Raw genomic sequence first — 23,343 nt, forward strand, 5'->3', positions numbered from 1 at the left:
AAGAGGATCAGCGCAGGCCGCGTTGAGTCTCGTCCAGCTCACGGATGTACTTGAAGATTTTACGGCTGGTGGCCGGCGCTTTGTTGTGCGCCTGCTCGTGCTGGGCCTGACGGATCAGGGAGCGCAATTGCTGGCGGTCCGCATCCGGGTAGTCCATCACGAATTTCTCCAGCACGGCGTCATCGCCCGCGATCAGGCGGTCACGCCAACGTTCCAGGTTATGGAAGCGTTCGTTGTACTGGCGAGTGGAGGCATCGGTTTGATCAAGCAAGGTCAGAATGGCGTCAATGTCCTGATCGCGCATCAGTTTGCCGATAAACGAGATGTGCCGTTTGCGCGCGATATTCGCGGTGTGCTTGGGCGCATCAGCCAGGGCCCGGCGCATTTCGTCGGTCAATGGCAGTTTGGCAATCAAATCCTTTTTGAGCGTTGTAAGGCGCTCGCCGAGGTCAACCAGAGCATGCAGCTCGCGTTTGACCTGGGTTTTGCTTTTCTCCCCATCGAGGGAGTCGTCGTAAGAATCAACCATGGTGGCAGTCCGCAAAGAAACGCCGCCATGATAACCAGTCGGGGGCCGCTTGTCCGGCCCGGTCGCTCGATGGCCTTAACCGAAAGCAGAATTTGAGTGGAGAAAACCATGAGTGCAGCCCAAAGCGTCGGTCCGCAAGCGTTACCGGCACTGCAGGAACAAGTCGAGCAGATCCTCGCCGAGGCCAAGCGCCAGGGGGCCAGCGCCTGTGAAGTGGCGGTGTCGCTGGAGCAGGGGCTGTCGACTTCGGTGCGCCAGCGGGAAGTGGAAACGGTCGAGTTCAACCGCGACCAGGGGTTTGGCATCACCTTGTACGCAGGCCAGCGCAAAGGCTCGGCCAGCACCTCGGCCAGCGGCCCGGAAGCGATTCGCGAGACCGTCGCCGCTGCGTTGGCGATTGCCAAGCACACCTCCGAGGATGAAAGCTCGGGGCTGGCCGACAAGGCGCTGATGGCCAGGGACGTGCAGGATTTCGACCTGTTCCACGCCTGGGACATCACCCCGGAGCAAGCCATTGAACAAGCGCTGATCTGCGAAGCGGCGGCCTTCGATACCGACCCTCGGATCAAGAATGCTGATGGCACCACGCTGAGCACTCACCAGGGCTGCCGTGTGTACGGCAACAGCCATGGTTTCATCGGCGGTTATGCGTCCACGCGTCACAGCCTCAGTTGCGTGATGATCGCCGAAGCCAACGGCCAGATGCAGCGTGACTACTGGTACGACGTGAACCGCCAGGGCGATTTGCTGGCGGACCCCGTCAGCATTGGCCAACGGGCTGCACAGCGTGCCGCCAGTCGCCTGGGCGCGCGCCCGGTGCCGACGTGCGAAGTGCCGGTGCTGTTTTCTGCGGAACTGGCCGGTGGTTTGTTCGGTAGCTTCCTGGGGGCGATTTCCGGTGGCAACCTCTATCGCAAATCGTCATTCCTTGAAGGCGCAATCGGCCAAAAGCTGTTTCCTGAGTGGCTGACCATCGATGAGCGCCCGCATTTGATGCGTGCGATGGGCAGTTCGTCGTTCGACGGTGATGGCCTGGCGACCTATGCCAAGCCGTTTGTCGAAAATGGTGAGCTGGTCTCCTATGTGTTGGGTACCTATGCCGGTCGCAAGCTTGGCCTGCCGAGTACCGCCAACTCCGGTGGCGTGCATAACCTGTTCGTGACCCATGGCGACGAGGACCAGGCTGCATTGCTGCGGCGCATGGGGCGCGGCTTGCTGGTGACTGAGTTGATGGGCCAGGGCCTGAATATGGTCACAGGTGATTACTCACGGGGCGCGGCAGGTTTCTGGGTGGAAAATGGCGAAATTCAATTCGCCGTCCAGGAAGTGACGATCGCCGGCAACATGCGCGATATGTTCAAGCAGATTGTCGCTGTGGGTAATGATCTGGAGTTGCGCAGCAATATCCGCACGGGGTCTGTGCTGATCGAGCGAATGACGGTCGCCGGTAGCTAACCTCTCCGGCACTCAAGGAAAGGCGCGCCATCCCAAGGATGGCGCGCCTTTTTTATTGCCCATGTCACAGGGGTATTAATCGGCCACTCTTGTTTTGATTCTCAATATCATTTAATAATAAGTATCATTACCGAATGAGTGTGGATCATGAGTTCTGTCCTGCATGAGGATCCGTATCTGGAAAGCTGGCGCTGGATGAGCCGCCAGATTCGCTGTGGCTTCGATCCCAATGAACCTCGCCTGATCGAACATTACCTCAATGAAGGTCGATACCTGGCCTGCTGCACCGCGACCCATCCGTGGACGATCGCCGAAACTTCATTCCGCCTGCTGATCGACACCGCCAGCGATATCGCGCTGCCCTGGCATTGGCGTTCGATGTGCCTGGATCAAGCGTGGCGCCCGCTGCGCGACCTGGAAAAGCTCTCCCAGTGTGCCTGCCGCCTCAAGCGCTGGCAGACCTTTGCCTGGCAGTTGGCTACCTGTGAATTACTGCCTTCGATTTCCGTTTCTGACTTGGTGCAAGGATCTAATGATGAGTAACACCCGTATCGAACGCGACAGCATGGGCGAGCTGCATGTGCCGCAAAACGCGTTGTATGGCGCGCAAACCCAGCGAGCGGTGAACAACTTCCCGATCAGTCATCAGCGTATGCCGGCGCAATTCATCCGCGCCCTGATCCTGGCCAAGACAGCCGCGGCCAAGGTCAACGTCGACCTCAAGCAGATCAGCGAAGGGCAGGGCAAGGCCATTGTCGACGCCGCCCAAGGCTTGCTCGAAGGCGACTACATGCAGCACTTCCCGGTGGATATCTTCCAGACCGGTTCCGGCACCAGCTCCAACATGAACGCCAATGAAGTGATTGCGACCCTTGCCAGCCGTTTGCTTGGCGAGGTGGTCAACCCTAACGATCACGTCAACTGCGGCCAAAGCAGCAACGACATTATCCCCACCACCATTCACGTCAGCGCCGCCTTGGTACTGCATGAGCAAACGCTGCCAGCCCTGCTGCACCTGGTGCAGGTGATCGAGCAGAAGGCCGAAGAGGTGCATCCGTTCATCAAGACCGGCCGTACCCACTTGATGGACGCCATGCCGGTGCGCATGAGCCAGGTGCTCCATGGCTGGGCGCAGCAGCTCAAGGCCAATATCGGGCACTTGCAGGACCTGCTTCCGGCCTTGCAGGCACTGGCCCAGGGCGGCACAGCGGTGGGCACCGGGATCAACGCGCATCCTGAATTTGCCGGGCGTTTCAGCCAGCAACTGAGCCATTTGACCGGGGTGAAGTTCACGCCCGGCAAGGACCTCTTTGCATTGATTGGCTCCCAGGACACTGCCGTCGCAGTCTCAGGCCAGTTGAAGGCCACGGCTGTATCGCTGATGAAGATTGCCAACGACCTGCGCTGGATGAACTCCGGCCCCTTGGCCGGCCTCGGTGAAATCGAGCTGGAGGGGTTGCAGCCGGGCTCGTCGATCATGCCCGGCAAGGTCAACCCTGTGATCCCGGAAGCTACGGCAATGGTGGCCGCGCAGATCATCGGCAATGACACCGTCATCACAGTTGCCGGTCAATCGGGCAACTTCGAGCTGAACGTGATGCTGCCGATCATCGCCCAGAACCTGCTCAGCAGCCTCGAGTTGCTGGCCAACTCCAGTCGTTTGCTGGCGGACAAGGCCATTGCCAGCTTCAAGGTCAACCAAGCCAAGCTCAAAGAAGCACTGTCGCGCAACCCGATCCTGGTCACCGCCCTTAACCCGATCATTGGTTACCAGAAGGCCGCTGAAATTGCCAAGAAGGCTTACCAGCAAGGCCGCCCGGTCATCGAGGTCGCCCTTGAGCACACCGACCTGCCGCGCAGCCAACTGGAAGTCCTGCTGGACCCGGAAAAGCTCACGGCTGGCGGCGTGTAATTAACCACCCTGCTTTGGAGGCTCACCATGGAGCACTGGAAACGTACGATCGAACGGGCCAATCGCTGCTTTATGGCGGGCGAGCTGGTGGATGCTCGCGAGGCTTATCTGCAAGCCCTGGCCCTGGCCCAAGTGTTGTTCGAACGCTGGGCGGATGCCGACGAAGCAGTGGCGGCTTGTGTCATTTCCCATCACAACCTGGCGGACCTGCACTTGCGCCTGAATCAACCTGAGGAAAGCGCGGAATACCTCTGCGCCATTCACCAGCGATTGTTGCAGACCATGCAGGACCCGCGCCTTAACCCGCAGTTGCGCGAGGCGGCGTTGCGCCAGAGCAGCAAGACCTACGTCGAGCTGTTGAATTTCATCAGCGATCACGGCGAGTACCCCCGCACCCACCGGTTGCTGGGCGATGCTGCGCCGCAGTCGACCTCGTCTCACTATGGAGCACATTGATATGACTTACACCCTGCCGGCCCTGCCTTACGCCTATGACGCCCTTGAGCCGCATATCGACGCGCAAACCATGGAGATTCACTACACCAAGCATCACCAGACTTACATCAATAATCTGAATGCTGCCGTGGAGGGCACGGAATTCGCTGGTTGGCCGGTGGAGAAGCTGGTGTCCAGCGTGCAGAAACTACCGGAGAAGTTACGCGTTGCCGTGGTCAATCAAGGAGGCGGCCATGCAAACCATTCGTTGTTCTGGGCGGTCATGTCACCTACAGGGGGTGGTAAACCCGAAGGCGCGCTGGGCAAGGCTATCGATGAGCAATTGGGCGGTTTTGACAGTTTCAAGGAGGCATTCACCAAGGCTGCGCTGACCCGCTTCGGCAGTGGCTGGGCCTGGTTGAGCGTCACCCCGCAAAACACACTGGTCGTGGAAAGCAGCGGCAACCAGGACAGCCCGCTGATGAGTGGCAACACGCCAATCCTCGGTCTGGACGTCTGGGAACATGCCTACTATTTGCGTTACCAGAACCGTCGCCCTGAATACATCAATGCGTTCTACAGCGTAATTAACTGGCCGGAAGTTGCTGCCCGCTACCAGGCCGCCTTGGCCTGACATTCACTCTAAAACAAGATCTAAGGGCGATTATGGGCACTGAAACACTGGCGATCAGCAGCGTGCGAATGTTCCGTTATGCGTTCGGTTCACTGCTGTTATTGGCAGGGACTGCATTGCTGGTGGCCCATGGGCTGGCCTGGTTGGACCTTGAGCCGCGTATCCTGCGCGCGTTGCAGGGCGGCGCGATTTGCGCGCTCGGTACGGCGCTGGGCGCGGTGCCGGTCCTGGTGATTCGGCGGATGCCGGTAGCGTTGAGCGATACCTTGCTGGGCTTCGGTGCAGGTGTGATGCTCGCAGCGACCGCTTTTTCCCTGGTCGTGCCGGGTATCGCAGCGGCTGAAGGCCTGGGGCTTTCGCCGTGGGGGGCGGGTGGGCTGATCAGCTTCGGCATCATGCTGGGCGCATTCGGGTTGTATCTGGTGGATCGCAAGGTCTCCGGCGCCAGCCCGGAGATGCTGGTGGGGACGCCGGATAAGCCGGTGATCCCGCCGCGCATCTGGCTGTTTGTGTTCGCCATCATTGCGCACAACATTCCCGAGGGCATGGCAGTGGGCGTCTCCGCGGGAGGAGGGATGGCGGATGCTGACAGTCTCGCCATGGGCATTGCCTTGCAGGATGTACCCGAGGGCTTGGTGATCGCGCTGGTATTGGCTGGGGCGGGGATGTCGCGGATCAAGGCGTTCCTGATCGGCGCCGCATCAGGATTGGTTGAACCGGTATTTGCGGTGCTCTGCGCCTGGCTGGTGAGCCTGGCCGAGGTGTTGCTTCCCTTGGGGTTGGCGCTGGCCGCCGGTGCGATGTTGTTGGTAGTGACCCATGAAGTGATCCCCGAATCGCGTCGCAACGGTCACGAAAAGCTCGCCAGCCTGGGGTTGTGTATCGGGTTTTGCCTGATGATGGTGATGGATACGGCGTTGGGCTGAAGCCAGCTCTCGCATCGGCGGTTATTCGCCTTCATCGAACTTGTTGTTGATCAGCCCAACCAAAGCGTCCATCGCTTCCTGCTCTTGCTCGCCTTCAGTGCGCAGATGAATCGTGGTGCCCTTGCCAGCTGCCAGCATCATCATCGCCATGATGCTCTTGCCATCGACCATGGACTCCGGGGTGCGCCCGGCGCGGATCTGGCAGGGAAACTTTCCAGCCACGCCGACGAACTTTGCCGACGCCCGGGCGTGCAGGCCCAGCTTGTTGATGATTTCAATTTCCAGAGCGGGCATCGCGCAGGTGTTCCTTTCAGCTAAGGTCGCGGTGGCGAACCTGTACATTCTTGAGGGTTTGTTGCAGCACCTGGCCTAGCCGCTCAGTCAGGTAAACCGAGCGGTGATGGCCACCCGTGCAGCCAATGGCAATGGTGACATACGCCCGATTGCTCGCGGCAAAACGCGGCAACCATTTAAGCAGGTAGCTGGAGATGTCCTGGAACATCTCTTCCACATCTGGCTGCGCGGCGAGGTAGTCGGCGACGGGCTGATCCAGCCCCGACTGATCGCGCAATTCCGGCTTCCAGTAAGGGTTGGGCAGGCAGCGCACATCGAACACCAGGTCGGCATCGACCGGCATGCCACGCTTGAAGCCAAACGACTCGACCAGGAACGCCGTGCCCGGCTCGGGCTGATTCAGCAGGCGCAACTTGATCGCGTCACGCAACTGGTACAGGTTCAGGCTGGTGGTGTTGATCTTCAGGTCGGCCAGATCAATGATCGGCCCCAGCAGTTTGGTCTCGTCTTCAATGGCTTCGGCCAGGGAGCGGTTGGCGCTGCTGAGTGGGTGGCGTCGACGGGTTTCGGAGAAACGCTTGAGCAGGGTTTCTTCATCGGCATCCAGGTACAGCACATCGCAATGAATGTGCTTGGCGCGCACTTCTTCCAGCAGTTCCGGGAATCGCGAGAGGTGGCTGGGCAGGTTGCGGGCGTCGATAGACACAGCGACCAGCGGCTGCGCCAGCTCGGTGTGGATAAGGGCGCGCTCCGCCAGCTCCGGCAGCAGGCCGGCCGGCAGGTTGTCGATACAATAGAAACCGTTGTCCTCAAGCACATTGAGGGCGGTGCTTTTACCTGAGCCGGAGCGGCCGCTGACGATGATCAAACGCATGATTACTGCCCGTTTTGTTCATCCAGGACGACCTGATACAGCGCCTCGTTGCTTTTGGCACTGCGCAACTTGTCACGTACTTCCTTGCGGTCGAGCATACTGGCTATCTGCCGGAGCAGTTCCAGATGCGCATCTGTGGCGGCTTGCGGGACCAGCAGCACGAATAGCAGGTCAACCGGAGCACCGTCGATGGCGTCGAAGTCGATGGGTTTTTCCAGGTGCAGCAAGGCGCTGACCGGGGTCTCGCAGCCTTCGAGACGGCAGTGAGGAATAGCGATGCCGTTGCCAAAACCGGTGGAGCCGAGTTTTTCACGGGCAATCAGAGCCTCGAAAACATCTTGCATCTCCAGCTCAGGCACTTGGCTGCTGATCAGGTTGGCAATTTGTTCCAGGGCGCGCTTTTTACTGCCGCCCGGCACGTTCACAAGGGAACGGCCGGGGGTCAGGATGGTTTGAAGTTGGATCATGGGGGAGGGTTAACGACCTGTACCTTGCATCAGGTGCAGATTCTTTTCCTTATGCTTTATGAGTTGGCGGTCGAGCTTGTCGTAGAGCGAGTCAATCGCCGCGTACATGTCTTCATGTTCTGCATTGGCAACGAGCTTGGCATTCGGTACGTGCAGGGTGGCCTCGATTTTCTGCTTGAGCTTATCGACCTCCATGATGACCTGCACGTTGGTGATCTTGTCAAAATGCCCCGCAAGCTTGTTCAGCTTGCTCTCGGTGTATTCACGCAGGGGCTTGGTGACTTCCAGCTGGTGTCCACTGATGTTGACTTGCATACAGCTTCTCCTTCGTTGCCAGTGCATAAAGCGGTGGGCAGGAATACCCACCACTGGAACGCTGTGGCCCGCCCGTCACATCAACCGCTTACGCTCGCTGGAAGGCGCGATCCCAAGGGACTCGCGGTACTTGGCGACGGTTCGACGGGCGACCTGAATGCCTTGTGCCTCCAGTAAACCAGCGATCTTGCTGTCACTCAACGGCTTTTTCTGATTTTCCGCGGCAACCAGTTTTTTGATGATCGCGCGGATCGCCGTGGACGAGCATTCGCCGCCTTCGGAGGTGCTGACGTGGCTGGAGAAAAAGTATTTCAGCTCATAAATACCACGGGGGGTATGCATGAATTTTTGCGTGGTTACCCGGGAAATCGTCGATTCATGCATGCCTACCGCTTCGGCGATATCGTGCAGCACCAGAGGCTTCATGGCTTCGTCGCCGTATTCCAGGAAGCCGCGCTGGTGCTCGACGATCTGGGTGGCGACTTTCATCAGGGTTTCGTTGCGGCTTTGCAGGCTCTTGATGAACCACCGCGCTTCCTGCAACTGGTTGCGCATGAAGGTGTTGTCGGCGCTGGTATCGGCGCGGCGCACAAAGCCCGCGTATTGCGGGTTGACCCGCAGGCGCGGCACCGATTCCTGGTTCAACTCCACCAGCCAGCGCTCGTTGTCCTTGCGCACGATCACGTCGGGAACCACGTATTCGGCTTCGCTGGATTCAATCTGCGAACCGGGACGCGGGTTGAGGCTTTGCACCAGCTCGATGACCTGGCGCAAGTCGTCTTCCTTGAGCTTCATGCGGCGCATCAACTGGCTATAGTCGCGGCTACCCAGCAGATCGATGTAGTCGCTGACCAGGCGCTGGGCCTCGGCGAGCCATGGCGTCTTGGCAGGCAACTGGCGCAGTTGCAGCAGCAGGCACTCGCTGAGCGTGCGGGCGCCGATGCCGGCGGGCTCGAATTGCTGGATGCGGTGCAGGACGGCTTCGATTTCGTCCAGCTCGATGTCCAGTTCCGGGTCGAAGGCTTCGAGGATCTCGTCGAGGGTTTCGTCCAGGTAACCCTGGTTATTGATGCAATCGATGAGCGTAACTGCGATCAGGCGATCAGTGTCCGACATCGGCGCCAGGTTGAGTTGCCACAGCAAGTGGCTCTGCAGGCTCTCGCCAGCCGAGGTGCGGGTGGTGAAGTCCCACTCGTCATCATCATTGCTCGGCAGGCTGCTGGCGCTGGTCTGGTACACGTCTTCCCATGCGGTATCCACGGGAAGCTCGTTGGGAATGCGTTCGTTCCATTCGCCTTCTTCCAGGTTGTCCACCGTAGGGGCGGTTTCCTGGTAGGAGGGTTCCTGCACGTCGGGATTGGGTTTTTGCTCGATGTTGTCGGCCAGTGGGTCGGCATTGTCGAAGTCGTCGCCTTCTTCCTGGCGTTCGAGCATCGGATTGGACTCCAGGGCCTCCTGGATTTCCTGCTGCAGGTCCAGGGTCGACAATTGGAGCAGGCGGATGGCCTGTTGCAGCTGCGGTGTCATCGTCAGCTGCTGGCCCATTCTCAGGACTAGCGATGGTTTCATGGCAGGGGCTTAACACCTTATTCGCCGGCGCAATGCGCCATCCACGACAGGGCGCGTGAGCGCCAACATAAGCAAATTATATGCCTGATATCAGGGCCTTTGCCTAGAGCGCGGTAACAATAAAAAACCAAGGTTTCTATTGACTCCTGCGCGCTCCGGCGAAAGGCGCGATACCACTCCGTCTACAGGCGGAACTCGTGACCCAGGTAAACTTCCTTGACCAGTTCATTGGCCAGGATGGTCTCGGCGTCGCCTTCAGCAATCAACTGACCATCGTTGACGATATAGGCGGTTTCACAGATATCCAGCGTCTCACGGACGTTGTGGTCGGTGATCAGCACGCCAATACCCTTGGCCTTGAGGTGGTGAATGATCTGCTTGATATCGCCGACCGAAATCGGGTCAACGCCGGCAAACGGCTCATCCAGCAGGATGAACTTCGGTGCGGTGGCCAGGGCGCGGGCGATTTCCACGCGGCGGCGCTCACCACCGGACAGGCTCATGCCGAGGTTGTCGCGAATATGGTTGATGTGGAACTCCTGCAACAGGCTTTCCAGCTCTTTGCGGCGGCCGTCGCGGTCGAGTTCCTTGCGGGTCTCGAGGATCGCCATGATGTTGTCGGCTACCGACAGTTTACGGAAGATCGACGCTTCCTGGGGAAGATAGCCGATACCGGCGCGTGCACGACCGTGCATGGGCTGGTGGCTGACGTCCAGGTCGTCGATCAATACGCGACCCTGATCCGCCTGGACCAGCCCGACGATCATATAGAAGCAGGTGGTCTTGCCGGCACCGTTGGGGCCGAGCAAACCGACGATCTGGCCGCTGTCGATCGACAGGCTGACATCACGTACCACCTGGCGGCTTTTATAGGCCTTGGCCAGATGCTGGGCTTTCAGGGTTGCCATTACTCGGCCTTCTTCTTCGGCTGGATAACCATGTCGATACGTGGACGAGGTGCGGTGACCTTGTTGCCATTGGCGCGACCGGCCTGAGCGACCTGGGTCTTGGTGTTGTAGACGATTTTCTCGCCTTCAGTCGAATTGCCGTCGGCGCTGAGCACTTTGGCCTGGTCGATCAGGACGATGCGATTCTGCAGGGCATGATACTGAATGGTCTTGCCATAGCCCTTCATCGGGCCTGGATCTTCTGCCTTTTGCTTCTGTTCGAAGTAAGCCAGGTTGCCCACTGAGGTCACGACATCGATATCGCCGGCCTGGGTACGCGTCAAGGTCACCGTATTGCCGGTGATCTTCATCGAACCCTGGGTGATGATGACGCCGCCGGTGTAGGTGGCAACACCTTGCTTGTCATCGAGCTGCGCATCGTCAGCCGAGATGTGGATCGGTTGCTGGCTATCGTTCGGCAGAGCCCAGGCGCTCACGCTTCCCAGTGCTGCGCCCAGACCGAGCAAAATAGGGAGGGTTTTAACGAGCCTCATACTGTCCTCTTACGTTCGATAGCAGGTGTATCCTGCTTTCTTTCAAATACGCTTTCATTCCCTTGCCAGTCGATACACCGCCAGCGCCGTCGATTCTAACGTCTTGCTCGGTCTGCGCATATTGCTTCTGTGGGAATACCGTCATGCGACTGCTGGTAATGATGGTGTCGCGGTTCTGCGCGTCTGTACGTGCGACGCGGACCGAGTCGATCAGTTCAACTTCGGTGCCGTCCGGGTTGACCTCGCCACGTTTGCTGGTGACATGCCACGGGAATTCGGTGCCGCGATACAGGTTCAGGTCCGGATTGGTCAGCAGGCTGACTTCAGAGGATTTCAAGTGCTCGACCTTGTCCGACGTCATTTCATACTGCACCTTGCCGTCTGGCAGGAACTGAATGCTGTAGGCGTTGGTGGCGTAATAGTCGATAACACCTTCGTCAACCTGCGCAACAGGCTTGTCGAGAAAGCGCTCCGGGCTGATATTCCAGTAGCCCACCGCCAGGAACAGCGCGGCAATGACCCCGAATAGCAGGAAGTTGCGAATCTTTTTGCTCAGCATATAACGCTCTATAGGTAGGCGGCGTGGGCCGCTTCAAGGCTGCCCTGGGCACGCAGGATCAACTCGCAGAACTCGCGGGCAGCACCTTCGCCGCCACGGGCGGTGGTGATGCCATGGGCGTGTTCGCGCACAAACGCCGCGGCATTCGCGACCGCCATGCCCAGGCCCACCCGGCGAATCACCGGCAGGTCGGGCAGGTCGTCACCCAGATAGGCGACTTGTTCATAGCTTAGGTTGAGTTGGCCAAGAAGCTCGTCCAGCACCACCAGTTTATCCTCGCGGCCCTGATACAGGTGAGCAATTCCGAGGTTTTGTGCGCGGCGTTCCACAACCGGCGTCTTTCGACCACTGATAATCGCCGTTTGCACGCCCGCTGCCATCAGCATCTTGATGCCCTGGCCATCGAGCGTATTGAATGTCTTGAATTCGCTGCCGTCTTCGAGAAAGTACAGGCGGCCGTCGGTCAGCACGCCGTCAACGTCGAAAATCGCCAGCTTGATGTTTTTACCGCGTTGCAACAGATCGCTGGTCATTTACATCACTCCTGCGCGCAGCAAGTCGCCAAGGTTAAGGGCTCCGATCGGTCGATCATCGTTATCGACGACGATCAGCGCGCCGATCCGGTGGTCTTCCATGATTTTCAGCGCTTCAGCCGCGAGCATTTCAGCGCGGGCGGTCTTGCCGTGGGGTGTCATCACCGCGTCGATGGTGGCGGTGTGAATATCAATGGTGCGGTCCAGGGTGCGGCGCAGATCACCGTCGGTGAATATCCCGGCAAGGCGTCCGTCGGCCTCCAGGATTGCCGTCATGCCCAGGCCCTTGCGGGTCATTTCCATCAGCGCATCCCTGAGCAGGGTACCGCGTGGAACGCTTGGCAGTTCGGCGCCCGAATGCATGACATTTTCAACTTTCAGCAGCAGGCGACGGCCGAGGGCACCACCTGGATGGGAAAATGCGAAGTCTTCTGCGGTAAACCCGCGGGCCTCCAGCAGCGCCACCGCCAGGGCATCGCCCATGACCAGTGCAGCGGTGGTGGAGGAGGTCGGCGCCAGGTTCAACGGGCAGGCCTCATGGGCCACGTGCACGTTGAGGTTGACGTCGGCGGCCTTGGCCAGGGTCGATTCCGGGTTGCCCGTGAGGCTGATCATCTGGATACCCAGGCGCTTGATCAACGGCAACAGGGTCACGATTTCGTTGGTGGTGCCGGAATTGGACAGCGCCAGAATCACGTCATCCTTGGTGATCATGCCCATGTCGCCGTGGCTGGCTTCGGCCGGATGCACGAAAAAAGCGGTGGTCCCAGTGCTTGCCAGGGTGGCGGCGATCTTGTTGCCGATGTGGCCGGATTTACCCATGCCGACCACGACAACGCGGCCCTTGCTGGCCAGGATCATCTCGCAGGCGCGCACGAAATCCGCGTTGATATGGGCCAGCAAGCCTTCTACGGCTTCAAGCTCTAGGCGGATGGTGCGTTGTGCGGATTGAACAAGTTCGCTGGATTGGCTCATGTCTGAAATCGTATAGCCTGACGAAAAGGCGGCGATTATAGCGGTAATGATCAATTCCCTCACGTAAGTTCGTCAGGCTTTGTGCGCGAAGTTCCAGCCAATCACCTTCGGTAACGGTTATTCCCTGTCCTAAATCTGAACGAGCGCTGTTCCGGCCTTGGGGGCGCCGCACCAGCGGTGATATAGTTCGCCGCCAGTTCGGTCCGCCCAACCCATGTGCCTAATTATTGCGCATCCGTTGCAAACCAAAGTCGCACACATGGTGTCTGAGTGAAAGGCTGCATCCCAAGGAGATTAGATGAGTGCCGATAACGCCTACGCGGTCGAGCTGAAGGGCCTTACCTTCAAGCGCGGTTCGCGCAGCATCTTCAATAACGTCGATATTCGCATTCCTCGCGGCAAGGTCACGGGCATCATGGGGCCTTCCGGTTGCGGCAAGACCACCCTGTTACGCCTGATGGGCATGCAATTGCGCCCCAGTGCCGGCGAAGTGTGGGTCAACGGCCAGAACCTGCCGACGCTGTCGCGCAGCGATCTGTTCGATGCGCGCAAGCATATGGGCGTGCTGTTCCAGAGCGGCGCGCTGTTTACCGACCTCGATGTTTTCGAAAACGTAGCCTTCCCGCTGCGGGTGCATACCCAGCTGTCCGATGAAATGATTCGTGACATTGTGTTGCTGAAGCTGCAGGCCGTTGGCCTTCGCGGTGCCATCGACCTGATGCCGGACGAATTGTCCGGCGGTATGAAGCGCCGTGTCGCCCTGGCGCGGGCCATTGCCCTCGACCCGCAGATCCTTATGTACGACGAGCCATTCGTGGGGCAGGACCCGATCGCCATGGGTGTACTGGTGCGTCTGATCCGCCTGCTCAATGATGCATTGGGTATCACCAGCATTGTGGTCTCCCACGATCTGGCCGAAACCGCGAGCATCGCCGACTACCTGTATGTAGTGGGTGATGGCCAGGTGCTGGGGCAGGGTACGCCTGAAGAGCTGATGAACGCCGATAACCCGCGTATCCGCCAATTCATGACCGGCGATCCCGATGGCCCGGTGCCTTTTCACTTTCCGGCAGCGGACTACCGCTCAGATCTTCTGGGGAAGCGCTGATGCGCAAGACATCTCTTATCGAAAAGGTTCGCCTTTTCGGTCGCTCGGGCATCGACATCATCGAAGTCCTGGGGCGTTCGACCATTTTCCTGTTCCACGCCTTGCTGGGCCGCGGCGGCATCGGTGGGGGCTTCGGCCTGCTGCTCAAGCAGCTGCACGCAGTGGGTGTGATGTCTCTGGTGATCATTGTGGTCTCCGGGGTGTTCATCGGCATGGTGCTGGCGCTGCAGGGCTTCAACATCCTGTCCAGCTACGGTTCCGAGCAGGCGGTAGGCCAGATGGTGGCCTTGACCCTGCTGCGTGAGCTCGGCCCGGTGGTTACTGCCTTGCTGTTCGCGGGGCGTGCAGGTTCGGCGCTGACCGCCGAAATCGGCAACATGAAGTCCACCGAGCAGCTGTCCAGCCTGGAAATGATCGGTGTGGACCCGCTCAAGTACATTGTTGCCCCGCGCCTGTGGGCCGGCTTCATTTCCCTGCCATTGCTGGCGATGATTTTCAGCGTGGTGGGTATCTGGGGCGGTTCGTGGGTGGCGGTTGACTGGTTGGGCGTCTATGACGGTTCCTACTGGGCCAACATGCAAAACAGCGTGACCTTCACCGGTGACGTGCTCAACGGCATCATAAAGAGCATTGTCTTTGCCTTTGTAGTGACGTGGATTGCCGTATTCCAAGGCTATGACTGCGAGCCCACCTCAGAAGGGATCAGTCGTGCCACTACCAAGACCGTTGTGTACGCCTCGCTGGCGGTACTGGGCCTTGACTTCATTTTGACCGCCTTGATGTTTGGAGATTTCTGATGCAAAACCGCACTGTGGAGATCGGTGTCGGCCTTTTCTTGCTGGCTGGCATCCTGGCTTTACTGTTGTTGGCCCTGCGAGTCAGCGGCCTGTCGGCCAGCCCCACCGCCGATACCTATAAACTTTACGCGTATTTCGACAATATCGCCGGTTTGACGGTCAGAGCCAAAGTGACCATGGCCGGCGTTACCATCGGCAAGGTCACGGCAATCGATCTGGATCGCGACAGCTTCACCGGGCGAGTGACCATGCAGGTGGACAAGAAGGTAGATAACCTGCCGACTGACTCCACGGCATCTATCCTCACTGCGGGGCTGCTGGGCGAGAAATACATCGGTGTCAGCGTGGGCGGGGAAACAGCCTTGCTCAAGGATGGCTCTACAATCCACGACACACAGTCGTCGTTGGTACTTGAAGACCTGATCGGTAAATTCCTGCTCAATACGGTCAATAAAGACGCTAAATGAGGAATCTGTTCATGATCTCTACCTTGCGACGTGGCCTGCTGGTGCTGCTGGCGGCGCTGCCGCTGATGGCTAACGCGGCAGGTTCTGCTCACGACCTGGTGCAGGACACGACCAACAAAATGTTGGCTGACCTGACTGCCAACAAAGAAAAGTACAAGCAAGACCCGAGTCAGTTTTATAACGCGCTCAATACCATTGTCGGCCCGGTAGTCGATGCCGAGGGCATTTCGCGCAGCATCATGACGGTCAAGTATTCGCGCAAGGCAACACCTGCGCAGATGCAGACGTTCCAGGAAAACTTCAAGCGTGGTCTGTTCCAGTTTTACGGCAACGCTCTGCTGGAATACAACAACCAGGGCATCGTCGTTGACCCTGCCAGGGAGGAGTCGGGCGACCGTGCCGAGGTCGGGATGAAAGTCTCGGGCAGCAATGGCGCGATCTATCCGGTGTCCTACACCCTGACGAAAATCAACGGTGAATGGAAGCTGCGCAACGTGGTCATCAACGGCATCAACATCGGCAAGCTGTTCCGTGACCAGTTCGCCGATGCGATGCAGCGCAATGGCAATAACCTGGACAAGACCATCAATGGTTGGGCCGGTGAAGTGGCCAAGGCCAAGGAAGAAACCGACAAAGCTGCCGGGAAGCCTGCGCAATGACCGAGGCGGCTGTTCGTATCGGCGACGCCGGCGAGCTGTTGCTCAGCGGCGTGCTCGATTACCGTACCGGGCCTGACCTGCGCAAGCAGGGCCAGGCACTGATCAAGGCCAGCAATGCGCCTGCGCTGGTGGTTGACTGTTCGGCGGTGACCAAGTCCAGCAGCGTCGGTCTGTCGTTGCTGCTGTGCTTCATGCGCGATGCCGAAGCGGCAAAAAAGCCGCTCAGTATCCGTGCCTTGCCTGAAGACATGCGCGAGATTGCCGAAGTTTCCGGCCTGACCGAGCTGTTGGCACACCCTTAATACACATTTATCAGAAAAGCCCCCCGTCAGAGTCCTGCTATGCGGGGTTCGCAGGCGCGGGGCTTTTTTGTATGATGTGCGACCCGTGCGCACTGGGCGCCGATAGAGGTTGAGCATGCAGGCCCTAGAAGTTAAGAGCTTCCTTGAAGGAAAGCTGCCGGAAACGACTGTTGAAGTTGAAGGCGAAGGCTGCAATTTCCAGCTGAACGTGATTAGCGATGAACTGGCGGCATTGAGCCCGGTCAAGCGTCAGCAGCAGATCTATGCCCATTTGAACCCATGGATCACCGATGGCAGCATCCATGCGGTCACTATGAAATTTTTCAGCCGCGCGGCCTGGGCCGAGCGCACCTGAGCCCCCAAGGCGTCGAGATTCTTATGGATAAATTGATTATTACCGGTGGTGCCCGCCTTGATGGCGAGATCCGCATTTCTGGTGCGAAAAACTCCGCCTTGCCGATCCTGGCAGCGACCCTGCTGTGCGATGGCCCGGTGACTGTAGCCAACCTGCCGCACCTGCACGACATTACCACCATGATCGAGCTGTTCGGCCGCATGGGCATTGAGCCGGTGATCGACGAGAAGCTGGCCGTCGAAATCGACCCGCGCACCATCAAGACCCTGATCGCCCCGTACGAACTGGTGAAAACCATGCGTGCGTCGATCCTGGTGCTGGGCCCGATGGTTGCTCGTTTCGGCGAAGCCGAAGTGGCCTTGCCTGGCGGTTGTGCCATTGGTTCGCGTCCGGTCGACCTGCACATCCGTGGCCTTGAGGCCATGGGCGCAGTCATCGACGTCGAAGGCGGCTACATCAAGGCCAAGGCGCCGGAAGGCGGCCTGCGTGGCGCGAACTTCTTCTTTGATACCGTCAGTGTGACCGGTACCGAAAACATCATGATGGCCGCTGCCCTGGCCAAAGGCCGCAGCGTGCTGCAAAACGCCGCGCGTGAGCCGGAAGTGGTCGACCTGGCCAACTTCCTCAACGCCATGGGCGCCAAAGTTTCCGGTGCTGGCACCGACACCATCACCATTGATGGTGTAGAGCGTCTGCACACCGCCACCTACAAAGTCATGCCTGACCGCATCGAGACCGGTACCTACCTGGTTGCCGCTGCCGTGACCGGTGGCCGCGTGAAGGTCAAGGACACCGATCCGACCATCCTTGAAGCCGTCTTGGAAAAACTCAAGGAAGCCGGCGCAGAGATCACCACCGGCGAAGACTGGATCGAGCTGAACATGCACGGCAAGCGGCCAAAAGCCGTCAACGTGCGTACCGCTCCATACCCGGCGTTCCCGACCGACATGCAAGCGCAGTTCATCTCCCTGAACGCGATTGCCGAAGGCACTGGTGCCGTGATCGAGACCATCTTCGAAAACCGCTTCATGCACGTGTACGAACTGCACCGCATGGGCGCCAAGATCCAGGTCGAAGGCAATACCGCCATCGTCACCGGCATCGACAAGCTCAAGGGCGCGCCAGTAATGGCTACCGACCTGCGTGCTTCCGCCAGCCTGGTAATCTCGGCACTGTGCGCCGAAGGCGACACCCTGATCGACCGCATCTACCACATAGACCGTGGCTACGAGTGCATCGAAGAAAAACTGCAGATGCTCGGCGCTAAAATCCGCCGCGTACCGGGCTAACCCCCGCTGCCCTGTAGGGGTGAGCAAGCTCGCTCCTACACACTGGTTTGTTTCAAATCGAGGCTGTCATGGCCTCGATCTGTGTCTGGCACTGTTTGTGACCGGACAGCAATAGCCTGATGAAGGACTGACGTTCCCATGTTGACCATCGCACTGTCCAAGGGCCGCATCCTTGACGACACGTTGCCGCTTCTGGCTGAAGCGGGCATCGTGCCGACCGAGAATCCGGACAAGAGCCGCAAGCTGATCATCCCCACGACCCAGGACGACGTTCGCCTGCTGATCGTGCGGGCTACCGACGTGCCGACCTACGTTGAACATGGTGCCGCCGACCTCGGTGTCGCGGGTAAGGATGTGCTGATGGAATACGGTGGCCAGGGCTTGTATGAGCCACTGGACCTGCGTATCGCCCTGTGCAAGCTGATGACCGCTGGCCGTGTCGGTGATGTCGAGCCCAAGGGCCGCCTGCGGGTGGCGACCAAGTTTGTCAACGTCGCCAAGCGCTACTACGCCGAACAAGGCCGCCAGGTCGATATCATCAAGCTCTACGGCTCGATGGAGCTGGCGCCGCTGATCGGCCTGGCCGACAAGATCATCGACGTGGTCGACACCGGCAACACCCTGCGCGCCAACGGTTTGGAGCCACAGGATTTCATCGCCGACATCAGCTCTCGCCTGATCGTCAACAAAGCTTCCATGAAGATGCAACACGCCCGTATCCAGGCGTTGATCGACACCCTGCGCAAGGCAGTGGAGTCTCGACACCGCGGTTGACTCACCCGCGTAGCCCAAAGGCTGCGCCCGTCTATCCGCCTCATAGCCAGAATTCTCAGGTGCCCAAGCGGAAACGACTGCTAGTTTAGGGCGCCTGAGTTTTTGCCAATTCTATTGAGGCCCTCGCTATGACCACGTCCACTGCAATTGCCCGACTCAACGCTGCCGACCCGGATTTCGCCCATCATCTGGATCATCTGCTGAGCTGGGAAAGCGTGTCCGACGACTCGGTCAACCAGCGGGTGCTCGACATTATCAAGGCCGTGCGCGAGCGCGGTGATGCGGCGCTGGTGGACTTCACTCGTCAGTTCGACGGCCTGGACGTCAAGTCGATGGCGGACCTGATCCTGCCCCGCGAGCGCCTTGAGCTGGCCCTGACGCGTATCACCGCGCCCCAGCGCGAAGCCCTGGAAGTCGCAGCGGCGCGGGTACGCAGCTACCACGAAAAGCAGAAGCAGGACTCCTGGAGCTACACCGAAGCCGATGGCACCGTACTGGGCCAGAAGGTCACGCCGTTGGACCGTGCCGGCCTTTACGTGCCGGGCGGTAAAGCCTCTTATCCGTCGTCCGTGTTAATGAACGCGATTCCGGCCAAAGTGGCGGGTGTCACTGAAGTGGTCATGGTGGTGCCGACCCCTCGTGGTGAAATCAACGAGCTGGTACTGGCTGCCGCCTGCATCGCGGGTGTCGACCGGGTGTTCACCATCGGTGGCGCCCAGGCCGTCGCGGCCCTGGCCTATGGCACCGAAAGCGTGCCGAAGGTCGACAAGGTTGTTGGCCCAGGCAACATCTACGTCGCCACCGCCAAGCGCCATGTGTTCGGCCAGGTCGGCATCGACATGATCGCCGGCCCTTCGGAAATTCTGGTGGTGTGTGACGGCCAGACCGATCCGGACTGGATTGCCATGGACCTGTTCTCCCAGGCTGAGCACGACGAAGATGCCCAGGCGATCCTGGTCAGCCCCGATGCCGAGTTCCTCGACAAGGTCGCCGCCAGCATCAATAAGCTGCTGCCGACCATGGAGCGTGCCGAAATCATCGAGAAGTCGATCAATGGCCGCGGCGCACTGATTCTGGTGCGTGATATGGAGCAAGCCATCGAAGTGGCCAACCGCATCGCGCCGGAACACCTGGAGCTGTCCGTAGCGGACCCACAGGCCTGGTTGCCGTCGATTCGTCACGCCGGTGCCATCTTCATGGGGCGTCACACCAGCGAAGCCCTGGGCGACTACTGCGCCGGGCCTAACCACGTGTTGCCGACCTCCGGCACTGCGCGTTTTTCATCGCCGCTGGGGGTGTATGACTTCCAGAAGCGTTCGTCGATTATCTTCTGCTCGCCACAAGGTGCTTCCGAGCTGGGCAAGACTGCCTCGGTGCTGGCCCGTGGTGAATCCCTCAGCGCTCACGCACGCAGCGCTGAATACCGCATCGTCAAGGGAGAGTAAGGCATGAGCAAATTCTGGAGCCCTTTCGTCAAGGACCTCGTGCCTTACGTACCCGGTGAGCAACCGAAGCTGACCAAGCTGGTCAAGCTCAACACCAACGAAAACCCATACGGCCCATCGCCCAAGGCATTGGCAGCGATGCAGGCCGAGTTGAACGACAACTTGCGCCTGTACCCGGACCCCAACAGCGACCTGCTCAAACAAGCCGTGGCCAGGTATTACGGGATCGACGCCGGCAAGGTATTCCTTGGCAACGGTTCCGATGAGGTCCTGGCGCACATCTTTCATGGCCTGTTCCAGCACGATCTGCCACTTCTGTTCCCGGATATCAGTTACAGCTTTTACCCCGTGTACTGCGGCCTCTACGGCATCAAGTACGACGCGCTGGCGTTGGACGAGCAGTTCCAGATTCGTGCATCTGACTATGCCAGGCCTAACGGCGGGATCATCTTCCCCAACCCGAACGCACCCACCGGCTGCTTACTGGCGCTGGATGCGGTGGAGCAGATCCTCAAGGCCAGCCCGGATTCGGTGGTGGTGGTCGACGAAGCCTACATCGACTTCGGTGGCGAAACCGCCATCAGCCTGGTGGACCGTTACCCGAACCTGCTGGTAACCCAGACCCTGTCCAAATCGCGCTCACTGGCCGGTTTGCGTGTGGGCCTGGCCGTGGGTCACCCAGACCTGATCGAGGCGCTGGAGCGGGTCAAGAACAGCTTCAACTCCTACCCGCTGGATCGCCTGGCGATTGTTGGCGCGGCGGCGGCGTTCGAAGACCGTGAATACTTCGAGCAGACCTGCCAGATGGTGATCGACAGCCGCAACAAGGTGGTCGCGCAACTGGAAGGCAAAGGGTTTGAAGTGTTGCCCTCGGCGGCGAACTTCATCTTTGCGCGCCACTCACGGCATGACGCTGCTGGATTGGCAGCCAAGTTGCGTGAGCAGGGGGTTATCGTGCGGCACTTCAAGCAGGAGCGGATTGCCCAATTCCTGCGGATCAGTATCGGTACGCCTGAGCAGAACCAGGCGCTGATTGATGGGCTCGGCGAGCTCTAATTCTTTGCAGGCAGTAAGGGCCTCATCGCGGGCAAGCCCGGCTCCCACAGGAAACTGCATTTCCCTGTGGGAGCCGGGCTTGCCCGCGATGAGGCCACCAGCTACACCAGAAAACTGGAGGGCTTAGATCAGCGGCTCATCCGGCTTCTTGTTCTTCCAGCCATCATTGCCCGGCAGCAACAGGTTCAAACCAATCGCCACCACGGCACACAGGGCGATGCCCTTGAGGCCGAAATCGTCCGGGCCGGTGCCGGTGCCGACCAGCACACCGCCAATCCCGAATACCAGGGTTACCGACACAATCACCAGGTTGCGTGCTTCACCCAGGTCGATCCTGTGGCGAATCAGCGTGTTCATCCCCACCGCAGCAATCGAGCCGAACAGCAGGCACAGAATCCCGCCCATCACCGGCACGGGGATGCTCTGCAGCAGTGCGCCGAACTTGCCGATAAACGCCAGGCTGATAGCAAACACTGCCGCCCAGGTCATGATTTTCGGGTTGTAGTTCTTGGTCAGCATCACTGCGCCGGTCACCTCGGCGTAGGTGGTGTTCGGCGGGCCGCCAAACATGCCGGCAGCCGTAGTGGCGATACCGTCACCCAGCAAGGTGCGGTGCAGGCCGGGCTTTTTCAGGTAGTCGCGACCGGTCACGCTGCCCACCGCAATCACACCGCCGATATGTTCGATCGCCGGGGCCAGGGCCACCGGGACGATAAACAGGATCGCCTGCCAGTTGAACTCTGGCGCGGTAAAGTGGGGCAGGGCGAACCACGGCGCAGCCGCGATCTTTGCCGTGTCGACCACGCCAAAGTAGAACGACATGGCAAAACCCACCAGTACGCCGGAGATGATCGGCACCAGGCGGAAAATGCCTTTGCCGAACACGGCCACGATCAAGGTGGTCAGCAGTGCGGGCATCGAGATCAGCATCGCCGTCTGGTAATGGATCAACTCGGCTCCGTCGCCGGACTTGCCCATGGCCATATTGGCGGCAATCGGTGCCATGGCCAGGCCGATGGAAATAATCACCGGGCCGATCACCACTGGCGGCAACAGCCGGTCGATAAAGCCGGTGCCCTTGACCTTCACGGCCAGGCCCAGGAACGTATAGACGAAACCGGCCGCCATCACCCCGCCCATGGTCGCCGCCAGGCCGAATTGGCCTTTGGCGAGGATGATCGGGGTGATAAACGCGAAGCTCGATGCCAAAAATACCGGCACCTGCCGCCCTGTCACCACCTGGAACAACAATGTGCCCAGGCCGGCGGTGAACAGTGCGACGTTTGGATCAAGACCTGTGATCAGCGGCATCAACACCAGCGCGCCAAATGCTACGAAGAGCATCTGTGCGCCAGACAGGATCTGGCGCCAAAGCGGGTCGTTGAATTCATCCTGCATGTTCACGCGTCCTTCTGCTTGGTGCCGAAGATCTTGTCACCGGCATCGCCAAGGCCTGGGATGATGTAGCCGTGTTCATTCAGGCGCTCATCAATGGATGCGGTGTAGATCTGCACATCCGGATGGGCTTTCTCGACGGCGGCGATGCCTTCGGGCGCGGCCACCAGCACCATGGCACGGATGTCCCGGCAGCCGGCTTTTTTCAGCAGGTCGATGGTCGCGACCATGGAGCTACCGGTGGCGAGCATCGGGTCGATGATCATGGCCAGGCGCTCGTTGATTTCCGGAACGAGCTTCTCCAGGTAGGTGTGGGCCTGCAGTGTTTCTTCATTGCGGGCAACGCCCACGGCGCTGACCTTGGCGCCCGGGATCAGGCTGAGTACACCTTCGAGCATGCCGATACCGGCGCGCAGGATAGGGACGACGGTAATTTTCTTACCGGCGATTTTTTCCACTTGTACGGGACCGGCCCAACCGGGGATCTCGTAGGTTTCCAGGGGTAAATCCTTGGTGGCTTCGTAAGTCAGCAGCGCTCCGACTTCCTGAGCAAGCTCACGGAAATTCTTCGTGCTAATGTCGGCACGGCGCATAAGGCCGAGTTTGTGTCGGATCAGCGGGTGGCGGATCTCGCGAGTGGGCATGGGAAAGGCTCCGGCGGCGGGCAAAAAAACCGGCCTAGATTAATCTATCCGAGAGTGTTGTCCTATAGACATCAAGTACGTTAGTCCATAAAGGCTTGATTGGAGCGCACGAGAAGCGTACCTTCGCCCGCTTT

29 protein-coding genes are annotated in these 23,343 nt (G+C 59.5%); 16 read left to right on the forward strand and 13 right to left on the reverse strand.

All coding sequences use genetic code 11. The annotated features are described in order from the left end of the window. Positions 1-7 precede the first annotated feature (7 nt). Positions 8-529, reverse strand: coding sequence for a ribosome biogenesis factor YjgA (yjgA, locus tag PSEBG33_RS22420; protein ID WP_005784816.1), 522 nt, complete (start codon positions 527-529; stop codon positions 8-10). A 108-nt stretch (positions 530-637) separates the two neighbouring features. On the opposite strand from yjgA, the gene pmbA reads away from it, so the two are divergent. The 6 genes from pmbA to PSEBG33_RS22390 all read left to right on the forward strand — a co-directional run bounded on the left by pmbA (position 638) and on the right by PSEBG33_RS22390 (position 5,891). Beyond that, positions 638-1,984, forward strand: a complete 1,347-nt coding sequence (gene pmbA, locus PSEBG33_RS22415; RefSeq protein ID WP_005784818.1) for a metalloprotease PmbA — start codon at positions 638-640, stop codon at positions 1,982-1,984. Between the two features lie 147 nt (positions 1,985-2,131). Further along, a complete protein-coding gene (locus PSEBG33_RS22410) occupies positions 2,132-2,527 on the forward strand; it encodes a hypothetical protein (protein WP_005784820.1) in 396 nt (131 codons plus the stop codon). Further along, positions 2,520-3,896: a class II fumarate hydratase gene (locus PSEBG33_RS22405; protein WP_005784822.1), complete on the forward strand. Its 1,377-nt coding sequence runs from the start codon at positions 2,520-2,522 to the stop codon at positions 3,894-3,896. The genes PSEBG33_RS22410 and PSEBG33_RS22405 overlap by 8 nt, the downstream gene beginning before the upstream one ends. Before the next feature lie 27 nt (positions 3,897-3,923). Then, the gene (locus PSEBG33_RS22400) at positions 3,924-4,352 is read left to right on the forward strand and encodes a hypothetical protein (RefSeq protein WP_005784824.1); all 429 of its coding nucleotides are present in this window, start codon (positions 3,924-3,926) and stop codon (positions 4,350-4,352) included. Between the two features lies 1 nt (position 4,353). Beyond that, positions 4,354-4,965, forward strand: coding sequence for a superoxide dismutase (locus tag PSEBG33_RS22395; protein ID WP_005784828.1), 612 nt, complete (start codon positions 4,354-4,356; stop codon positions 4,963-4,965). Positions 4,966-4,997: 32 nt separating this feature from the next. Beyond that, a complete protein-coding gene (locus tag PSEBG33_RS22390) occupies positions 4,998-5,891 on the forward strand; it encodes a ZIP family metal transporter (protein WP_005784830.1) in 894 nt (297 codons plus the stop codon). Between the two features lie 21 nt (positions 5,892-5,912). Here the strand turns inward: PSEBG33_RS22390 and PSEBG33_RS22385 are convergent, their stop codons facing one another. The 10 genes from PSEBG33_RS22385 to PSEBG33_RS22340 form a co-directional block, all read right to left on the reverse strand. Next, positions 5,913-6,185, reverse strand: a complete 273-nt coding sequence (locus PSEBG33_RS22385) for an HPr family phosphocarrier protein (RefSeq protein WP_005784832.1) — start codon at positions 6,183-6,185, stop codon at positions 5,913-5,915. Between the two features lie 16 nt (positions 6,186-6,201). Further along, on the reverse strand, positions 6,202-7,059 hold the full coding sequence (rapZ, locus tag PSEBG33_RS22380; protein ID WP_005784834.1) for an RNase adapter RapZ: 858 nt from the start codon (positions 7,057-7,059) through the stop codon (positions 6,202-6,204). Between the two features lie 2 nt (positions 7,060-7,061). Beyond that, the gene (gene ptsN, locus PSEBG33_RS22375) at positions 7,062-7,526 is read right to left on the reverse strand and encodes a PTS IIA-like nitrogen regulatory protein PtsN (RefSeq protein ID WP_005784836.1); all 465 of its coding nucleotides are present in this window, start codon (positions 7,524-7,526) and stop codon (positions 7,062-7,064) included. Positions 7,527-7,535: 9 nt separating this feature from the next. After that, a complete protein-coding gene (gene hpf, locus PSEBG33_RS22370; protein ID WP_003171804.1) occupies positions 7,536-7,841 on the reverse strand; it encodes a ribosome hibernation-promoting factor, HPF/YfiA family in 306 nt (101 codons plus the stop codon). 75 nt (positions 7,842-7,916) lie between these two features. Then, on the reverse strand, positions 7,917-9,410 hold the full coding sequence (locus PSEBG33_RS22365; RefSeq protein WP_005784839.1) for an RNA polymerase factor sigma-54: 1,494 nt from the start codon (positions 9,408-9,410) through the stop codon (positions 7,917-7,919). Positions 9,411-9,592: 182 nt separating this feature from the next. Continuing rightward, positions 9,593-10,318 carry an LPS export ABC transporter ATP-binding protein gene (gene lptB, locus PSEBG33_RS22360; protein WP_005784841.1) on the reverse strand — a complete coding sequence of 242 codons (726 nt, stop codon included), beginning with the start codon at positions 10,316-10,318 and terminating at the stop codon, positions 9,593-9,595. Next, positions 10,318-10,851: a lipopolysaccharide transport periplasmic protein LptA gene (gene lptA, locus PSEBG33_RS22355; protein WP_005784843.1), complete on the reverse strand. Its 534-nt coding sequence runs from the start codon at positions 10,849-10,851 to the stop codon at positions 10,318-10,320. Before lptA ends, lptB begins: the two co-directional genes overlap by 1 nt. Beyond that, positions 10,838-11,410 (reverse strand): LPS export ABC transporter periplasmic protein LptC, encoded by a 573-nt coding sequence (gene lptC / locus PSEBG33_RS22350; protein ID WP_005784845.1) that lies wholly within the window; start codon positions 11,408-11,410, stop codon positions 10,838-10,840. The genes lptA and lptC overlap by 14 nt, the downstream gene beginning before the upstream one ends. Before the next feature lie 8 nt (positions 11,411-11,418). Continuing rightward, positions 11,419-11,943 (reverse strand): KdsC family phosphatase, encoded by a 525-nt coding sequence (locus PSEBG33_RS22345; protein WP_005784847.1) that lies wholly within the window; start codon positions 11,941-11,943, stop codon positions 11,419-11,421. Next, positions 11,944-12,918, reverse strand: a complete 975-nt coding sequence (locus PSEBG33_RS22340; protein WP_005784849.1) for a KpsF/GutQ family sugar-phosphate isomerase — start codon at positions 12,916-12,918, stop codon at positions 11,944-11,946. A 298-nt stretch (positions 12,919-13,216) separates the two neighbouring features. Between PSEBG33_RS22340 and PSEBG33_RS22335 the strand changes: the two genes are divergently transcribed. The 10 genes from PSEBG33_RS22335 (at position 13,217) to hisC (ending at position 21,170) form a co-directional block, all read left to right on the forward strand. Beyond that, complete coding sequence (locus tag PSEBG33_RS22335; RefSeq protein ID WP_005784851.1) at positions 13,217-14,026, forward strand: ATP-binding cassette domain-containing protein; 810 nt, start codon at positions 13,217-13,219, stop codon at positions 14,024-14,026. Then, positions 14,026-14,823 carry a lipid asymmetry maintenance ABC transporter permease subunit MlaE gene (mlaE, locus tag PSEBG33_RS22330; RefSeq protein WP_005784853.1) on the forward strand — a complete coding sequence of 266 codons (798 nt, stop codon included), beginning with the start codon at positions 14,026-14,028 and terminating at the stop codon, positions 14,821-14,823. The genes PSEBG33_RS22335 and mlaE overlap by 1 nt, the downstream gene beginning before the upstream one ends. Beyond that, the gene (gene mlaD, locus PSEBG33_RS22325; RefSeq protein WP_005784855.1) at positions 14,823-15,290 is read left to right on the forward strand and encodes an outer membrane lipid asymmetry maintenance protein MlaD; all 468 of its coding nucleotides are present in this window, start codon (positions 14,823-14,825) and stop codon (positions 15,288-15,290) included. Before mlaE ends, mlaD begins: the two co-directional genes overlap by 1 nt. An 11-nt stretch (positions 15,291-15,301) precedes the next feature. Then, the gene (locus tag PSEBG33_RS22320) at positions 15,302-15,949 is read left to right on the forward strand and encodes an MlaC/ttg2D family ABC transporter substrate-binding protein (protein ID WP_005784857.1); all 648 of its coding nucleotides are present in this window, start codon (positions 15,302-15,304) and stop codon (positions 15,947-15,949) included. Further along, entirely contained in the window at positions 15,946-16,251 is a 306-nt protein-coding gene (locus PSEBG33_RS22315) for an STAS domain-containing protein (RefSeq protein WP_005784859.1), read from the forward strand. The genes PSEBG33_RS22320 and PSEBG33_RS22315 overlap by 4 nt, the downstream gene beginning before the upstream one ends. Positions 16,252-16,366: 115 nt before the next feature. Further along, positions 16,367-16,606, forward strand: coding sequence for a BolA family protein (locus tag PSEBG33_RS22310; protein WP_003188597.1), 240 nt, complete (start codon positions 16,367-16,369; stop codon positions 16,604-16,606). Positions 16,607-16,629: 23 nt separating this feature from the next. Beyond that, a complete protein-coding gene (gene murA, locus PSEBG33_RS22305) occupies positions 16,630-17,895 on the forward strand; it encodes a UDP-N-acetylglucosamine 1-carboxyvinyltransferase (RefSeq protein WP_005784861.1) in 1,266 nt (421 codons plus the stop codon). A gap of 138 nt (positions 17,896-18,033) precedes the next feature. Continuing rightward, positions 18,034-18,669 (forward strand): ATP phosphoribosyltransferase, encoded by a 636-nt coding sequence (gene hisG, locus PSEBG33_RS22300; protein WP_003188599.1) that lies wholly within the window; start codon positions 18,034-18,036, stop codon positions 18,667-18,669. 128 nt (positions 18,670-18,797) lie between these two features. Beyond that, the gene (gene hisD, locus PSEBG33_RS22295; protein WP_003188601.1) at positions 18,798-20,114 is read left to right on the forward strand and encodes a histidinol dehydrogenase; all 1,317 of its coding nucleotides are present in this window, start codon (positions 18,798-18,800) and stop codon (positions 20,112-20,114) included. A 3-nt stretch (positions 20,115-20,117) separates the two neighbouring features. After that, entirely contained in the window at positions 20,118-21,170 is a 1,053-nt protein-coding gene (gene hisC / locus PSEBG33_RS22290; RefSeq protein ID WP_005784865.1) for a histidinol-phosphate transaminase, read from the forward strand. A 123-nt stretch (positions 21,171-21,293) separates the two neighbouring features. Here the strand turns inward: hisC and PSEBG33_RS22285 are convergent, their stop codons facing one another. Next, positions 21,294-22,568 carry a uracil-xanthine permease family protein gene (locus PSEBG33_RS22285; RefSeq protein WP_005784866.1) on the reverse strand — a complete coding sequence of 425 codons (1,275 nt, stop codon included), beginning with the start codon at positions 22,566-22,568 and terminating at the stop codon, positions 21,294-21,296. 2 nt (positions 22,569-22,570) lie between these two features. Beyond that, a complete protein-coding gene (gene upp, locus PSEBG33_RS22280) occupies positions 22,571-23,209 on the reverse strand; it encodes a uracil phosphoribosyltransferase (RefSeq protein ID WP_003188608.1) in 639 nt (212 codons plus the stop codon). Positions 23,210-23,343: the final 134 nt, after the last annotated feature.

It is taken from the genome of Pseudomonas synxantha BG33R, from assembly GCF_000263715.2.
Taxonomy (GTDB): domain Bacteria; phylum Pseudomonadota; class Gammaproteobacteria; order Pseudomonadales; family Pseudomonadaceae; genus Aquipseudomonas; species Aquipseudomonas synxantha_A.

Bases quoted from the DNA above. Each gene is read 5' to 3' on its own strand.
- yjgA (WP_005784816.1), bottom strand. From the start codon at position 529: ATGGTTGATTCTTACGACGACTCCCTCGATGGGGAGAAAAGCAAAACC.
- pmbA (WP_005784818.1), top strand. From the start codon at position 638: ATGAGTGCAGCCCAAAGCGTCGGTCCGCAAGCGTTACCGGCACTGCAG.
- PSEBG33_RS22410 (WP_005784820.1), top strand. From the start codon at position 2,132: ATGAGTTCTGTCCTGCATGAGGATCCGTATCTGGAAAGCTGGCGCTGG.
- PSEBG33_RS22405 (WP_005784822.1), top strand. From the start codon at position 2,520: ATGAGTAACACCCGTATCGAACGCGACAGCATGGGCGAGCTGCATGTG.
- PSEBG33_RS22400 (WP_005784824.1), top strand. From the start codon at position 3,924: ATGGAGCACTGGAAACGTACGATCGAACGGGCCAATCGCTGCTTTATG.
- PSEBG33_RS22395 (WP_005784828.1), top strand. From the start codon at position 4,354: ATGACTTACACCCTGCCGGCCCTGCCTTACGCCTATGACGCCCTTGAG.
- PSEBG33_RS22390 (WP_005784830.1), top strand. From the start codon at position 4,998: ATGGGCACTGAAACACTGGCGATCAGCAGCGTGCGAATGTTCCGTTAT.
- PSEBG33_RS22385 (WP_005784832.1), bottom strand. From the start codon at position 6,185: ATGCCCGCTCTGGAAATTGAAATCATCAACAAGCTGGGCCTGCACGCC.
- rapZ (WP_005784834.1), bottom strand. From the start codon at position 7,059: ATGCGTTTGATCATCGTCAGCGGCCGCTCCGGCTCAGGTAAAAGCACC.
- ptsN (WP_005784836.1), bottom strand. From the start codon at position 7,526: ATGATCCAACTTCAAACCATCCTGACCCCCGGCCGTTCCCTTGTGAAC.
- hpf (WP_003171804.1), bottom strand. From the start codon at position 7,841: ATGCAAGTCAACATCAGTGGACACCAGCTGGAAGTCACCAAGCCCCTG.
- PSEBG33_RS22365 (WP_005784839.1), bottom strand. From the start codon at position 9,410: ATGAAACCATCGCTAGTCCTGAGAATGGGCCAGCAGCTGACGATGACA.
- lptB (WP_005784841.1), bottom strand. From the start codon at position 10,318: ATGGCAACCCTGAAAGCCCAGCATCTGGCCAAGGCCTATAAAAGCCGC.
- lptA (WP_005784843.1), bottom strand. From the start codon at position 10,851: ATGAGGCTCGTTAAAACCCTCCCTATTTTGCTCGGTCTGGGCGCAGCA.
- lptC (WP_005784845.1), bottom strand. From the start codon at position 11,410: ATGCTGAGCAAAAAGATTCGCAACTTCCTGCTATTCGGGGTCATTGCC.
- PSEBG33_RS22345 (WP_005784847.1), bottom strand. From the start codon at position 11,943: ATGACCAGCGATCTGTTGCAACGCGGTAAAAACATCAAGCTGGCGATT.
- PSEBG33_RS22340 (WP_005784849.1), bottom strand. From the start codon at position 12,918: ATGAGCCAATCCAGCGAACTTGTTCAATCCGCACAACGCACCATCCGC.
- PSEBG33_RS22335 (WP_005784851.1), top strand. From the start codon at position 13,217: ATGAGTGCCGATAACGCCTACGCGGTCGAGCTGAAGGGCCTTACCTTC.
- mlaE (WP_005784853.1), top strand. From the start codon at position 14,026: ATGCGCAAGACATCTCTTATCGAAAAGGTTCGCCTTTTCGGTCGCTCG.
- mlaD (WP_005784855.1), top strand. From the start codon at position 14,823: ATGCAAAACCGCACTGTGGAGATCGGTGTCGGCCTTTTCTTGCTGGCT.
- PSEBG33_RS22320 (WP_005784857.1), top strand. From the start codon at position 15,302: ATGATCTCTACCTTGCGACGTGGCCTGCTGGTGCTGCTGGCGGCGCTG.
- PSEBG33_RS22315 (WP_005784859.1), top strand. From the start codon at position 15,946: ATGACCGAGGCGGCTGTTCGTATCGGCGACGCCGGCGAGCTGTTGCTC.
- PSEBG33_RS22310 (WP_003188597.1), top strand. From the start codon at position 16,367: ATGCAGGCCCTAGAAGTTAAGAGCTTCCTTGAAGGAAAGCTGCCGGAA.
- murA (WP_005784861.1), top strand. From the start codon at position 16,630: ATGGATAAATTGATTATTACCGGTGGTGCCCGCCTTGATGGCGAGATC.
- hisG (WP_003188599.1), top strand. From the start codon at position 18,034: ATGTTGACCATCGCACTGTCCAAGGGCCGCATCCTTGACGACACGTTG.
- hisD (WP_003188601.1), top strand. From the start codon at position 18,798: ATGACCACGTCCACTGCAATTGCCCGACTCAACGCTGCCGACCCGGAT.
- hisC (WP_005784865.1), top strand. From the start codon at position 20,118: ATGAGCAAATTCTGGAGCCCTTTCGTCAAGGACCTCGTGCCTTACGTA.
- PSEBG33_RS22285 (WP_005784866.1), bottom strand. From the start codon at position 22,568: ATGCAGGATGAATTCAACGACCCGCTTTGGCGCCAGATCCTGTCTGGC.
- upp (WP_003188608.1), bottom strand. From the start codon at position 23,209: ATGCCCACTCGCGAGATCCGCCACCCGCTGATCCGACACAAACTCGGC.